Source organism: Faecalibacterium langellae, from assembly GCF_002549775.1.
In the GTDB taxonomy this organism is placed as follows: domain Bacteria; phylum Bacillota; class Clostridia; order Oscillospirales; family Ruminococcaceae; genus Faecalibacterium; species Faecalibacterium langellae.
Genome location: NZ_NMTR01000004.1, coordinates 20,583 through 34,604, shown reverse-complemented (window position 1 = coordinate 34,604; position 14,022 = coordinate 20,583). Strand labels below are relative to the sequence as shown.

At 51.2% G+C, this 14,022-nt stretch carries 14 protein-coding genes and 2 pseudogenes; all 16 read left to right on the top strand.

Annotated features, from left to right (window positions below):
* Nucleotides 1-434 precede the first annotated feature (434 nt).
* A complete protein-coding gene (locus CGS49_RS01430; RefSeq protein ID WP_097800177.1) occupies nt 435-1,316 on the top strand; it encodes a DUF6017 domain-containing protein in 882 nt (293 codons plus the stop codon).
* A 4-nt stretch (nt 1,317-1,320) separates the two neighbouring features.
* Nucleotides 1,321-2,148 (top strand): ParA family protein, encoded by an 828-nt coding sequence (locus tag CGS49_RS01425; protein ID WP_097800375.1) that lies wholly within the window; start codon nt 1,321-1,323, stop codon nt 2,146-2,148.
* Complete coding sequence (locus CGS49_RS01420) at nt 2,105-3,034, top strand: ParB/RepB/Spo0J family partition protein (protein ID WP_097800176.1); 930 nt, start codon at nt 2,105-2,107, stop codon at nt 3,032-3,034. The genes CGS49_RS01425 and CGS49_RS01420 overlap by 44 nt, the downstream gene beginning before the upstream one ends.
* A 63-nt stretch (nt 3,035-3,097) precedes the next feature.
* On the top strand, nt 3,098-3,520 hold the full coding sequence (locus CGS49_RS01415) for a hypothetical protein (RefSeq protein ID WP_005945996.1): 423 nt from the start codon (nt 3,098-3,100) through the stop codon (nt 3,518-3,520).
* An 8-nt stretch (nt 3,521-3,528) separates the two neighbouring features.
* On the top strand, nt 3,529-3,660 hold the full coding sequence (locus CGS49_RS14520) for a hypothetical protein (RefSeq protein ID WP_275542713.1): 132 nt from the start codon (nt 3,529-3,531) through the stop codon (nt 3,658-3,660).
* Nucleotides 3,653-4,084 (top strand): DUF3846 domain-containing protein, encoded by a 432-nt coding sequence (locus tag CGS49_RS01410; protein WP_242975298.1) that lies wholly within the window; start codon nt 3,653-3,655, stop codon nt 4,082-4,084. The genes CGS49_RS14520 and CGS49_RS01410 overlap by 8 nt, the downstream gene beginning before the upstream one ends.
* 66 nt (nt 4,085-4,150) lie before the next feature.
* A complete protein-coding gene (locus CGS49_RS01405) occupies nt 4,151-4,573 on the top strand; it encodes a PcfB family protein (RefSeq protein WP_430407812.1) in 423 nt (140 codons plus the stop codon).
* Nucleotides 4,570-5,550: pseudogene (locus CGS49_RS14635) on the top strand (type IV secretory system conjugative DNA transfer family protein); the annotation flags it as partial. The gene CGS49_RS01405 and the pseudogene CGS49_RS14635, both read left to right, overlap by 4 nt.
* 60 nt (nt 5,551-5,610) lie before the next feature.
* Nucleotides 5,611-7,497, top strand: a complete 1,887-nt coding sequence (locus CGS49_RS14630) for a DUF4368 domain-containing protein (RefSeq protein ID WP_369807620.1) — start codon at nt 5,611-5,613, stop codon at nt 7,495-7,497.
* Nucleotides 7,494-7,838: a TnpV protein gene (locus CGS49_RS01395; RefSeq protein ID WP_097800172.1), complete on the top strand. Its 345-nt coding sequence runs from the start codon at nt 7,494-7,496 to the stop codon at nt 7,836-7,838. The genes CGS49_RS14630 and CGS49_RS01395 overlap by 4 nt, the downstream gene beginning before the upstream one ends.
* A 626-nt stretch (nt 7,839-8,464) precedes the next feature.
* Nucleotides 8,465-8,989 carry a hypothetical protein gene (locus CGS49_RS01385; RefSeq protein WP_015516227.1) on the top strand — a complete coding sequence of 175 codons (525 nt, stop codon included), beginning with the start codon at nt 8,465-8,467 and terminating at the stop codon, nt 8,987-8,989.
* A gap of 127 nt (nt 8,990-9,116) precedes the next feature.
* Nucleotides 9,117-9,476 (top strand): DUF3847 domain-containing protein, encoded by a 360-nt coding sequence (locus CGS49_RS01380; protein WP_055191773.1) that lies wholly within the window; start codon nt 9,117-9,119, stop codon nt 9,474-9,476.
* Nucleotides 9,442-10,938: a MobQ family relaxase gene (gene mobQ / locus CGS49_RS01375; RefSeq protein WP_055191775.1), complete on the top strand. Its 1,497-nt coding sequence runs from the start codon at nt 9,442-9,444 to the stop codon at nt 10,936-10,938. The genes CGS49_RS01380 and mobQ overlap by 35 nt, the downstream gene beginning before the upstream one ends.
* A complete protein-coding gene (locus tag CGS49_RS01370; protein ID WP_055191777.1) occupies nt 10,935-12,806 on the top strand; it encodes an AAA family ATPase in 1,872 nt (623 codons plus the stop codon). Before mobQ ends, CGS49_RS01370 begins: the two co-directional genes overlap by 4 nt.
* A 143-nt stretch (nt 12,807-12,949) precedes the next feature.
* On the top strand, nt 12,950-13,108 hold the full coding sequence (locus CGS49_RS01365; RefSeq protein WP_081027740.1) for a transposon-encoded TnpW family protein: 159 nt from the start codon (nt 12,950-12,952) through the stop codon (nt 13,106-13,108).
* Nucleotides 13,109-13,149: 41 nt separating this feature from the next.
* Nucleotides 13,150-13,968: pseudogene (locus CGS49_RS01360) on the top strand (VirD4-like conjugal transfer protein, CD1115 family); the annotation flags it as partial.
* Nucleotides 13,969-14,022: the final 54 nt, after the last annotated feature.

Here is a 14,022-nt window from a genome sequence, read left to right as displayed (position 1 = left end):
TCTTCCACGGACACCCATATTGAGTTTTCCGAAGAAAACAAATAATCCGAACCCATCTCCTATCGGAAACAAGTTCGGATTATTTTTGTTTGGTCCGAGTGGCGAGAATCGAACTCACGGCCTCTTGAACCCCATTGTGCTTCTCTCAAAAACGCAATGGACACTCCGATACCACTTGTACGCAGTATCATCAAATTTCAAAATTATTTTATCATTCTGTTTCGTTAGATGTCAAGATGTTTCGTTTCTTTTGTGGTCAAATTGTGGTCAACCGACCCTGACAAATGACCATTCTCCCCTACTAAGTTACATGGCGCAATTCCGATTTTCAAAAATCGAGATTGCGCTTTTTTGTTTGCACGAATTATCTATAAGGAGGATTTGTCAACCATGTCAATGAATCATCGTTGTTTTTTCATCCTTGACAGAATTGTATGACCCTTGACTATTTTTACGGACAGGCCGGAGAGCTGTTTTCGTTCTACCGCATTCCCAAGGCTCTGTTTCAGGAACAGCGATTCCAGAGCTTATCAACCGATGCCAAAACCCTGTACGGCATCCTGCTTGACCGCATGAGCCTGTCCGTGAAAAACGGCTGGCTGGACGAGCAGAACCGGGTGTTCATTACCTTCACGATAGAGGATGTCAAGAGGGCGTTGTGTTGCGCAGACAACAAAGCGACAAAGCTGCTCCGGGAACTCGAAAAGTTTGGTCTGATTGAACGAAAACGCAGAGGTCTGGGAAAGCCAAGTTTGGTGTATGTGAAAAACTTTTCAGCAGAATCGTCAAAATCAATATTCCAGAATCGTGAAAATCACGATTCTGGAGGCTTCAAAATCGCGTGTCAAGACCCTTCAAAATCACGATGTAATAAGACTAAAGAGAATGATACTGAAATGAGTGAGACTGATCCATTCTATTCTGAAGAATCGGATGAGATGAGCAAACGCGCCCAACTGGAAGAATATTTTTCTCAGTCTTTGGAGGTAGACCTTCTGCTCCGGCTCTGCCCGGACGATGAGGATACCATCTATCAGATCGTAGATTTGCTGGTGGACACCTGTGCCACCAACCGCAAACTGCTGCACATTGCCGGGGACGATAAGCCCGCCGAGGTGGTACGCAGCCGGTTTATGAAGCTGAACGCTGACCACATCCGTTTTGTGCTGGATTCTCTGGTAGAAAACACCGCCCCGGTGCGGAACATGAAGCAGTATCTGCTGGCGATGCTCTACAATGCGCCCACCACCATGAACCTCTACTATCAGAACAAGACAAACCACGACTTTGCGCGTGGTTCACCGAAAGCGGGGTGATGTTATCGCAAAGAAAGCTACGATTATCGCAGTCACCAATCAAAAAGGTGGTGTGGGGAAAAGCACCACCTGTGAGAACTTAGGCATTGGGCTGGCGATGGAGGGCAAAAAAATTCTGCTGGTGGACACCGACCCGCAGGGGTCATTGACCATTAGTATGGGCTGGCAGCAGCCCGATGAACTGCCCACCACTCTGTCCACCCTGATGCAGAAAGCCATGAACGACCAGCCCATCCAGCCCGGCGAGGGCATTCTGCACCACGCAGAGGGCGTTGACCTTATTCCAGCAAACATTGAACTGGCAGGGCTAGAAGTTGCCCTTGTGAACAGCATGAACCGAGAAAAGATGCTCAAACAGGTGCTGGACAGTGCCAAACGGGAGTACGATTTTATTCTGTTGGACTGTATGCCCTCGCTGGGGATGCTCACCATCAACGCACTGGCGGCGGCAGACGCTGCTCTGATTCCGGTGCAGGCACAGTACCTGTCTGCAAAAGGTCTGGAACAGCTTTTACGGACCGTCCAAAAAGTTCGGCGGCAGATCAACCCGAAGCTGAAAATCGAAGGCATCCTGCTGACTATGACAGATAGCCGCACCAACTATGGGCAGCAGATCGACAACCTGATTCGGGGTGCTTACGGCAGCAAGATCAAGGTGTTCGACCAGACCATTCCACGGTCTGTCCGCGCTGCGGAAATCAGTGCAGTGGGCAAAAGCATTTTCCAGCACGACCCCAAAGGTAAGGTGGCAGAAGCCTACCAATCTCTGACGAAGGAGGTGCTGGCGAATGCCGAAAAGCAGCTTAAGCGTGTCGCTGAAAGGGGTAGATGACATTTTCTCCACGGAAGAATCCCGACAGGAACAGCAGCGGGAGCAGGTGCAGCAGATTCCCATTGGAGAATTGTTCCCCTTCAAAGACCATCCCTTTAAGGTCTTGGATGACGAGTCCATGCAGCGCACGGTGGAAAGCGTGGAACAGTACGGCGTGCTGTCTCCGCTGATTGTCCGCCCTCGCCCGGAAGGGGGCTATGAGATCATCTCCGGGCATCGCCGTCAGCACGCTGCACAGCTTGCCGGACTGGACACCCTGCCGGTCATTGTCCGCAATATGGATGATGATGCCGCTGTTTTGCTCATGGTAGACAGCAATCTTCAACGCGAAACCATCTTGCCAAGCGAGAGGGCTTTCGCTTACAAGATGAAGCTGGAAGCAATAAAAAATCAAGGTGCTAGGTCAGATTTAACTTCTGGACAAATTGTCCAGAAGTCGAAGCTGTCCATTGAACGGGTTGCGGAAGATGCTGGCGAGGGATATAAAACCGTCCAGCGGTTCATCCGCCTGACCAACCTTATCCCCGAACTGCTGGACATGGTGGACGAAAAGAAAATTGCCTTCAATCCCGCTGTGGAGTTGTCCTATCTGGACGAAAGCCAACAGCGGGATTTTTTAGAAGCAATGAACGACACCCAGAATGCACCGTCTTTATCCCAAGCGCAGCGGCTTAAAAAGCTGGCGCAGGAAGGACATTTCTCGTATGATGTTGCCTTTGCCGTGATGGGAGAAGAAAAAAAGGATGAACTGGACAAGGTAGTCATCAAAAACGACACCCTGCGAAAATACTTTCCTCGCAGCTACACCCCGAAACAGATGGAGGACACCATCATCAAGCTGCTGGAACAATGGCAGCGCAAACAGCAGCGGCAGAATGAACGCTGACTTATACCGTAACGAAAGACCCGATGGGGTCTTTTTCTTTTGCAAACAAAAGGAGAAACGCCTATGAAAAACAACGCTACCTGTACCATCCGCTCCGAGAAAATCACCATTGACGTGCGTATCTGCGCTGCACTGGCGGCAAACCGGGGCGGTGAGGTCTACCTCGCAGCCATTGCCCCGGATATGGAGCTGACCGTCATCACGCTGGATGAGGCTCCCGGCATCCTGCCCTGCTTTGAGGAGGATGATGCTTGCCTGAACCTCCCTGATACCTCACTGCTGCTCTGCTACAATCCGGCGCAAGTGCTGAAGATGGGCGGCAAGCACTACCTGACCGGCCCGGTGATTCTGGTCCGCACCAACATGGACGGCGAGGTCATCTCGCTGACCATTGATGAGGTCTACCTGTTCCAGAAGTATCTGGCAAGCCACAGCATCACCCTGATGGCAGACGACCAGAAGTTGCCCTGCATCTGCATCGACTGAGGTGTGCTATGCTGAACTTTTTTATCGGTTTCGCCTTTTTTGAAGCGGGTGCCTTTTTCGGCTTCTTCGTGGCGGCTCTGATGCAGGAGGCACGGAGCGGTGAGATCGGACTGAACGGAAAGGAGGATTCGCATGGCTGAAAACACCTTATCAGTGCTGCAAATTGCGCCGGGACAGCATCCGCAGCAGGTCGAGATCGATAACGACCTGAAGGCTTTGCAGCAGGCTGTGGGCGGCTCCATCGGCGCAAGCTATCCCTTTGCCGACCCGGTTGCCATCGTTTATGCCGATGACGGCAAGCTCATGGGACTGCCTCTGAACCGTGCCCTTCGGGATGAAAACGGAGAAATGTACGATGCCGTTGCCGGAGACTTTCTGGTGGTGGGTCTGGGCGAGGAGGATTTTGCATCCCTGACCCCGGAACTGGCGCAGAAGTACGAGCAGCTTTTTCATCAGCCGGAAGCCTTTCTGAAACTGGGCAACCATCTGCTGGTGCTGCCGGTGCCGGATGAACCGCCCACAGAAAAGCCCCGCACCAAGCCCCCGGCTGAGCATGACCGCTAAAATCACCCTGCTGCACGGGAGGTGATGGCAGTGCAGGAAGAAATCGAACAGAAGTCATTCAACATTATGATTTCCACCACAAAGCTGTCCGCCCGGACTGTCCTCCGGGCGGTAAAGGCGGCGTTTCGGCTGTACCAGTCCAAGGCATCCCAAGGCAAGCAGAGCGTCCGCACCCTGTTGCGGCAGAACCGGGGTGTGTCCAGCGTGGAGATCAGCAAGACCGGTATCCATGGCTTGGAACGCTATGCCAAAAAGTACGGCATCGACTACGCCATCCGCAAGGACACCTCCGAGGTGCCGCCCCGGTATCTGGTCTTTTTCAAAGCCCCGGACGCTGAAGCCTTTCACTCTGCGTTCAAGGAGTATTCGGCGTCCCTGCTGAACAAGGACAAACGCCCCTCGGTGCTGGCACGATTGCAGGAACTGGTGCAGGCGGCGGCAGAACTCCCCGGCAAAGTCCGGCATAAGGAACAGGAGCGTGGACTGTGACCACGAAAAAGCTGACAAAGCTGCTGGCACTGTATCTGCCCTATATTTTGCTAGGGCTGGCGGCAACCAACTTTGGTGAAGCATGGCGGCTTGCGGAGGGCAAGGAACTGGGCGATAAGATCATGTCCATGATGGGCACTGTTCCGCTGGCGTTTGCGAACCCGCTGCCCAGCCTGCATCCGCTTGATTTGCTGGTGGGCGTATGCTGCGGCGCAGGGCTGCGACTGGCGGTCTATCTGCGTGGCAAAAACGCCAAGAAGTACCGGCATGGCATGGAGTACGGTTCAGCCCGGTGGGGCACCCCCAAGGACATTGAGCCGTTCATGGCTCCGAAGTTTGAGGACAATATCATCCTTACCAAAACGGAACGGCTGATGATGAGCAATCGCCCGCCGGACCCCAAGAACGCGAGAAATAAAAACGTGCTGGTGGTGGGCGGCTCCGGCAGCGGCAAGACCCGGTTTTGGCTCAAGCCCAACCTTTTACAATGTCACAGCTCCTATGTGGTCACTGACCCCAAAAGTACGATCTTGCTTGAATGTGGCAACGCAATGTTGAAAAACGGCTACAAGGTCAGGATCCTGAACACCATCAACTTCAAAAAGTCGATGCACTATAACCCCTTCGCCTATGTCCACAGCGAAAAAGATATTCTGAAACTGGTCACGACCCTGATGACCAACACGAAAGGTGAAGGCAGCGGCGGCGATCCATTTTGGGAGAAAAGCGAACGTCTTTTGCTCACTGCACTGATCGCCTATCTGCATTATGAAGCCCCTGTGGAGGAGCAGAATTTTGCAACACTGTTGGAAATGCTCAACACCATGCAGGTGCTGGAGGACGATGAGGAATACCAGAACCCGGTGGATCTGCTGTTTGAGGAACTGGCAAAAAAGAAGCCAAACAGCTTTGCCGGGCGGCAGTACAAACTTTACAAGCTGGCTGCCGGTGTTGTATGCTCTAAAAGACTTCTTAATCAAGCGGTTGGGAAGTCTCTTAGAACACACAACCTAAAACCGAAGAAAGGAGCGCAAGTTATGAGAAAAAATGAGAAAATCACAGCTCTGTACGAACGACTGAGCCGTGATGACTTTGGCAAAGATGATGACCAACAGCGTGAGAGCAATTCCATTTCCAATCAAAAGGCTATGTTGGAGGAGTTCGCCGCACGGCAGGGCTTTACAAACATTGTCCATTTCACGGACGATGGCATTAGCGGTACCTGCTTTGACCGTCCCGGATTTCTGGCAATGATGAAAGAGGTTGAAGCCGGGAATGTGGAGTACCTGTGTATCAAGGACATGAGCCGCATGGGTCGTGACTATCTGAAAGTCGGTCAGATTATGGAAATCCTGCGTCAGCGTGGCGTTCGCCTTATCGCCATCAATGACGGCGTGGACAGTGCCAGAGGGGACGATGATTTTACCCCTTTCCGCAACATTATGAACGAGTATTACGCCAGAGACACCAGCCGTAAAATCCGTTCCACTTTCCAGTCCAAAGGCAAGTCCGGCAAGCACCTTACAGGCACGGTCATTTACGGCTATCTCTGGAATGAAGCCAGAGACCAATGGTTGGTTGACCCCGAAGCCGCCGAAGTGGTAAAGCGTATCTTTTCCATGACGATTGACGGCTACGGTCCGTATCAGATCGCCAGCAAACTGAAATCGGAAAAGGTGCTTATTCCGTCCGCTTACCTTGCCCAGCACGGCGAGGGTGTGAACAAGAATAAGACTTTCAAAGATGTGTACGACTGGGGTTCTTCCACCATCTGCAACATTCTTGAAAAGCGTGAATATCTGGGACACACCATCAATTTCAAGACCCGAAAGCACTTCAAGGACAAGAAAAGCCATTATGTCCCGGAGGACGAATGGACAATTTTCGAGAATACCCATGAGCCTATCATTGACCAGCAGACCTTTGACCTTGTGCAGAAAATCCGTGGGAATGTCAGACGCTACCCGGACGGCTGGGGCGAAGCAGCTCCCCTCACGGGCTTGCTCTATTGTGCCGATTGCGGCGGCAAGATGTATGTCCACCGTACCAACAACGGCAAGCGTATTTCTCAATATACCTGTTCCCAATACAGCAAAGTCCCAGTTGGAAAGCTCTGCACGACACAGCACCGTATCAATGAAGATGTGGTACTGTCCCTTGTCTCTGAAATGCTCAAAGCTATTGCCGAGTATGCCAAGCATGACCGAGCCGAGTTTGTCCGTGTGGTGCAGGAAGCGCAGTCCAGCCAGCAGACGGCAGAGGTCAAGAAACAGCGGACACGCCTTGCCACCGCAAAGCAGAGAGTCTCCGAGCTGGAAGTCCTGCTCTGTAAAATCTATGAGGACAACATTTTAGGAAAGCTGTCCGACAGCAGATACGCCACTCTGGACGCTCAATACGAAAAGGAACAGTCCGAACTTACCGCTGAAATCTCTGTTCTGGAAAAGGCTGTCAAGAGCTATGAGAAGCACGAAAAGGACGCTGACCGTTTTATCGCTCTGATTGACAAGTATGAGAACTTCGACAAGCTGACCATTGCCATGCTCAACGAGTTTATCGAGAAAATCCTTGTGCATGAGCGTGACCGTAAAGGCAGTATACAGACCACACAGGAGGTCGAGATTTACTTCAATTTTGTTGGGCGATTCGTTCCCCCGGCGTTTGGAGAAGCGGAGCTTACCCCGGAGGAATTAGAGGAAATCCGCAAGCGTGAGGAACGCAAGGACAGGCTTCATCAGAACTACTTGAAGCGGAAAGCCAGCGGAGCGCAGAAGCGATACGAGGACAAAATCAAGAAGCGGAAAAAGGCAGAAATTGAAGCTAAGAAAGCCGCCATTCGTGCGGAGGACATTGCAAAGGGCGTGTTCGTCCCTGTCAGCAGTTTACCGCAGAGAGAGCCGATGAAAGGAGTACAAACAGCATGAATATCGCTTACACACAGAACGGAGATTATCTTATCCCGAACATCGTTATCCGCAAGACCAAGCCCCTCGGACACTACGGCAGACTTCGCAAGGCGTATCTGAAAATGCACCGTCCGATACTGTTCAATGAGCTGGTACTATCCGACAAGTTCTTTGAGCATTGCGCCGAGATTGACGAAGCGGCACGAAACCGCATGGAGCTGATCGTGCGGTCACTGGCAGAGCAAAACGGCGTGACCGAGCAACTGAAAGCTGAAAACCAAATGGAATGGGTGCGGCAGATGAACGCTTGCAAGGCGCAGGCAGAGGAAGTTGTGAAAGCAGAGTTGATTTATAATTGAGCGAGGAAGTCCGGGCAGAAAACTGTTCGGACTTTTCTCATATAGTCCAAAGTTGCGGTAGAATTGTTCACAAGTTTTATGGTATAATTTGAATACGAAATTGAGCAACAAATCGGAAGTTCAATGTGAGGAAAATTAGATGAAGAAAAAGTCTTATTGGTTAAGTATTAGTGTGTTCGTATTGATACTGATATGGACGGTTTATTATTATGCAATGCAGTACACAGGAGGATTTGCAGACTTAAAGGACTCTATTGTTTGTGGGATTGCAGGTTTGATATGTATCGTATTTATCGTGAAAAGAACTATTGACTTTTTGAAAAACAAAAAATCGTAAAATTTCAGTTTGTCGCACTGATAAAACCCCTTTAGGAACTAAAGGGCGCACTTCTATACTCTCTGTCGAGAGTAGTGCGTCCTGCGGAGCTTCATTCTCCGTCAGCAGAAGAAAACTGCATGACCGAGAATGTTGCGTCACTTCGTTCCGTCAAGGTGGCTACACCCCCTTGCGCCGCTAAAGCGGCTATCCCCTGTGGACTTGCCGTCCGCAAACGGTTTTGACAAACCGTTCGCCGCCAGCAAGTTTGAAAATCAAGAATCTTAATTTGATAAAGGAGTGTGATTCTATGAAAAAGAAATTACCCATAATCCTCTTGGGTGTTATTTTGGCTTGTGTGTTGGTTTTCGGTTTCCTTTATGCAAACAATGACATTGGTAAAACCGCAAACAGTTTAGAAGCAGACATTCGCCAATCTCAAAAAATTTTGGATGATTGGATTGTTGATGGAAGCATTTCCGACACAATGGCTGCATTTATTTCTTACCCACAGGACAAGACAGACCACACTTTTTCTGTCTATGTAAATCGCCCTGGCTTGTCTTTTGGATATTTCTTCCGTGGTGGTGGAGATATAGTTGAGGTTGATGATTACATTGCAGAGTTTGTTGTTGAGGGAAATAACGAAAGGGCATTTATCTCAATGAATACCCAAAATATTGTTCGACTTGAAGTAGATGATGGCAACGGCATTCAGGTGATTGATATTGATAGTGGCAAGCCTTTCGCCATTGTCCTGCCCCTCAATGTAGGAAACATCTGTTTCTATGATACGAATGGAAATGTTGTGGAATATCTTCGCCAACAACTTTGACCAACTTCAATTTACCGAACTGAACACAACAACTGAATACCGAAAAACTGACCGTTGACTGGTCGCAATCTGCGAAAAGTTGACGGTCTTTTTTTATCCCCATTTTCAAAAAAGGAGGTCACGAAAAATGGCAAAACCGAAAAACCTTGAACAGCTCCGAGCCGAAAAGGAACAGGTCGAGACACAGCTTGCACAGGAACAGCACAAGCTGGAGCGTCTGGAGAACAGAAAGAAGTATCTGGAGAAAGGCGAGAGACAAAAGCGCACCCACCGTCTTTGCAATCTGGGCGGCACGATTGAGAGCCTTGCCCCGGAGTTCAAAGATCTCACACGCACCGAAATGACGGAGCTGATGGAGTACATCTTTTCTCTGCCCGAAGTCCAGCGAGCCGTCCGTCACATGGCGATTACCCACATCAACCAAGCGAGCAGAGGAAAGGAGCAGAAAGCCGATGGCACTATTTCATCTGAGCGTCACGCAGACTAAGCGAAGCGCAGGACAGTCCGCTATTGCTTCTGCCGCCTACCGTGCCGGGGAGCGATTGTATAGCGAGTATTATGGCGAATACAGCGACTACACCCGCAAGGGCGGCGTGATATGCTCCGACATTCTCCTGCCGTCCCATGCACCGAAAGAATACGCAGACCGTCAGACCCTATGGAACGCCGTGGAAAAAGCCGAGCGTGGAAAGACGGCACAGCTTGCATACAGTTTTGAGATTTCCTTGCAGAATGAGTTTTCCCTTGAAGAAAACATCGCTCTGGCAAGGAAATTTTTGTTGGAGCAGTTTGTGAGCCGTGGCATGACCGTTGATGTTTCCTTTCACGAAAAGGAGCATGAGGACGGCGGCACACCCAACCCCCATTTTCATTTCCTCTGTCCTATCCGTCCCATCGAGCAGGACGGCACATGGGGACTAAAGCAACGCCGAGTGTATGCGCTGGACGAGGACGGCAACCGCATCCGAGACCAGAACGGAGAGTTTGTTTTCAATGCCGTTCCCACTACCGACTGGGGCAGTCCCGAAACGCTGGAACACTGGCGGCAGACATGGGCTGAAATGTGCAACGCCAAGTTTGCGGAGAAAGGTCTTACTGTCCGTATCGACCACCGAAGCTATGAACGGCAGGGCGTGGATTTACTTCCCACCATCCATGAGGGCGCAACCGTCCGGGCAATGGAGAAGAAAGGCATACGCACCGAAAAGGGAGAGTTCAACCGCTGGATCAAAGCCACCAATGCCGTTATCCGGGACATCAAGAAGAAAATCACTCTCCTGTTCGATTGGATTGCCGAAGCAAAAGCAGAGCTTGCCAAGCCGCAGACCCCCGACCTTGTTTCTCTGCTGAACGCCTACTACACCCAGCGCAAAGCCGGGGCTTATTCCCAGAAAGGCAAAATCAGCAACCTAAAGGAGATGAACGAGACTTTCAATTATCTCCGGGCAAACGGCATTTACACCCTTGAAGATTTGGAAAGCCATGTCAATGAACACAGCTCCACCACAGAGAGCTTGAAGAAAACGCTGGACGGGCAGACCGCACGAATGAAAGAAATCAAGCGGCTTTATGACTACTCCGCTACCTTCCAGAGCTTGAAGCCTGTCTGTGACGGCTTGCAGAAAATCAAGTTTGAGAAGTCCAGAGCCAAGTACAAGGCAGAACACGCCGACGAGCTGAAAATGTTCTACACCGCCAGACGCAAGCTGACCGAGGAGTTCCCGGACGGCAAGGTGGATATGAAAAAGCTGTCCGACGAGTATGACGAGCTGGAACAGGCGCACAACACCACCTATGGCGAGTTTAAGACCGTCAGAGACGATTTACACCGCCTTTGGAAGGTCAAGTCATGTGTAGATACTGCCGCCCGATTTAACGAGCGCACAGAGGAACAAAAACTCCAAAATCGACCCCAAACACGACAGAAAAAGGAGGAACTATCCCGATGAATTACACCCAAGCACAGATTGACCGGGCAAACGCCGTCAGACTGGAAGATTTTCTCCGCACACAGGGAGAGACACTTATCAAAAGCGGACGAGAATACCGCTGGAAAGAACATGACAGCCTGACCGTCCGGGGAAACAAGTGGTTTCGACACAGCCAGAGCAAGGGCGGCTATCCCATTGATTTTGTCATGGAGTTTTACGGAAAGTCCTTTCCCGAAGCCGTCCAGCTCCTGACCGGCGAAAGCGGCGAGGGGCAGACCGAAGCCACCACAGCACCGCCCACAGCGTTCCACTTGCCCTTGCACAACCGAACAGCCGACAGAGCAATTCAATATCTCACAGAAAGCCGAGGTCTCAACAAAACGCTTGTTGAGGCTTTTCTTCTTTCCGGGGATATTTACGAGGACGCAAAGCGGCACAATGTTGTGTTTGTCGGCAGAGACCGAAGCGGTACGCCGAGATACGCCCATGTGCGAGGAACGGCAGACCCATTCAGACAGGATATTACCGGGTCTGACAAGTCCTATCCGTTCCGCTATGAGGGAAACGGCAACCAGCTTTTTGTTTTTGAAGCGCCGATTGACCTTTTGTCCTTTATCTGCCTTTATCCGCAGGATTGGCAGACAAGAAATTATCTTGCCCTGGGCGGCGTTTCGGGCAAAGCCCTTGACCGTTTTCTTTCTGAACGCAAGGACACCCGAAAAGTATTCCTCTGCCTTGACAGCGACACCGCAGGAGGTGAAGCCTGCTTCCGACTGGCGCAGGACATTCCCAGCGAGATCGCCGTCATTCGCCTTGTCCCGGCAAGGAAAGACTGGAACGATGTTCTCCGTCAGCAAGGGGACATTCCCAGCCGCAAATTCATAGCCGAGACAATCACGCTGCGAGAGCTGCCCACCGCCCAGCCTGTCCCCATGCTCCGCATGGCAGATGTGGAGCTGACGAGCGTGGATTGGCTATGGTTTCCGTATATCCCCTTTGGAAAGCTGACAATTATCCAGGGCAATCCCGGCGAGGGCAAGACCTACTTTGCTATGCGCCTTGCGGCGGCTTGCACCAATCGAAAGCCTTTACCCGGTATGGAGACACTTGAGCCTTTCAATATCATCTATCAGACCGCCGAGGACGGTCTGGGCGATACCGTTAAGCCCCGGCTGATGGAAGCGGACGCAGACCTTGAAAGAGTACTTGTCATTGACGATAGAGACACGCCGCTGACCCTTGCCGATGAGCGCATAGCAAGGGCAATCCGTGAGAACAACGCAAGGCTGGTTATCATTGACCCGGTGCAGGCGTTTCTGGGCGCAGATGTGGACATGAACCGGGCAAATGAAGTGCGCCCGATATTCCGCAGTCTGGGAGACATTGCACAGGCTACCGGGTGCGCTATCGTGCTGATCGGACACCTCAACAAAGCCGCAGGAACGCAAAGCACCTACCGGGGATTAGGGTCTATCGACATTACGGCGGCAGTCCGCAGTCTGCTCTTTATTGGCAAGCTGAGGGACAGCCCCACAACAAGGGTACTTATCCATGAGAAAAGCTCCCTTGCGCCGCCCGGACAGTCCCTTGCCTTTTCTCTGGGAGACGAGAAAGGCTTTGAGTGGATAGGGGCTTATGACATTACCGCTGACGAGCTTCTTGCCGGGACAGACACCGCAAAGACCGAGAGCAAGACCGCACAGGCGCAAATGCTCATTCTGGAATTGCTTGCAAACGGAAAGCGTATGCCGAGTGCAGAGCTGGAAAAGGCAGTCAATGAGCGTGGGATTTCCTCACGCACCATGAGAACGGCAAAGAGCCGTATCGGAGACAGGCTTGTGACCGAGAAAGACAGCACAGCATGGGTCTGCTATCTCCGAGACTGACAACAGGAACACGGCAAGCGTGGCAAAGACGGCAAGGTTTTTATAGATACCTTAATGTTGCCGCCTTGCCTTGTTCCCTCATACCGACACCGCCCGATGATGAATAGTTACCGGGCACTTTTTCATTTACAGGAGGATTTTGAATGAACAATACCGCAACCAACACCACCACTTGCCCGACTGTCAGAAAGCAGATTGGCAAGACCACCTATATCGTCCGTGTCCATTTCAGCGAGACCGCCAAGGAGACGATGGAGGACAAAATCAAGCGTATGCTCCGTGAAGAAGTCCGCAAAATGTGACTTCTTTTTGAATTTGATGAAAAAGTCCTTGACTTTTCGTCTCTGGCAAGACCGCAAAATCCATCCTCATTTCCTGTGGTGCCAGATTAGCCCCCTTCGACATCCAAGAATTGCGTGATTTAACGATGTACGATGAGCTGGCGCTGGACAAGCTAGGTGACCGGAAAACGGCGCTGTTCCTTATCATGAGCGATACGGACAGCACCTTCAACTTTCTGATTTCGATGGTCTACACCCAGCTTTTCAATCTGCTGTGCGACAAGGCAGATGATGTGTACGGCGGCAAGCTGCCCATCCATGTACGCTGTCTGATCGACGAGTGCGCCAATATCGGGCAGATTCCCAATCTGGAAAAGCTGGTGGCTACCATCCGCAGCCGTGAGATCTCGGCGTGTCTGGTCTTGCAGACCCGCAGCCAGTTGAAAGCCATCTACAAAGATAATGCGGATACCATCGTGGGCAATATGGACAGCCAGATTTTCCTCGGCGGCAGTGAGCCTACCACCCTGAAAGATCTTGCCGAAGCACTCGGCAAGGAAACCATCGACAGCTACAACAATTCCGATACCCGTGGCAATAGCCCAAGCTATGGCACCAACTATCAAAAACTCGGTCACGAACTTATGAGCCGGGATGAACTGGCGGTGCTGGATGGCGGCAAGTGCATCCTGCAATTGCGGGGTGTGCGCCCGTTTATGAGCGACAAGTACGACCTGACCCAGCACCCGAACTACAAGTACACCTCCGACTATGACCCCAAGAACGCACTCGATATCGAGAAGTTCTTGAACCGAAAAGAAAAAATCCACCCAGACGATACCTTTGTCATGGTGGATGCTGATTCACTCCCGCCCGCCTGATAAGACGAGCGGTTATTTTTTACCCATTGACCCAACAGGTACACCGGAAAATCA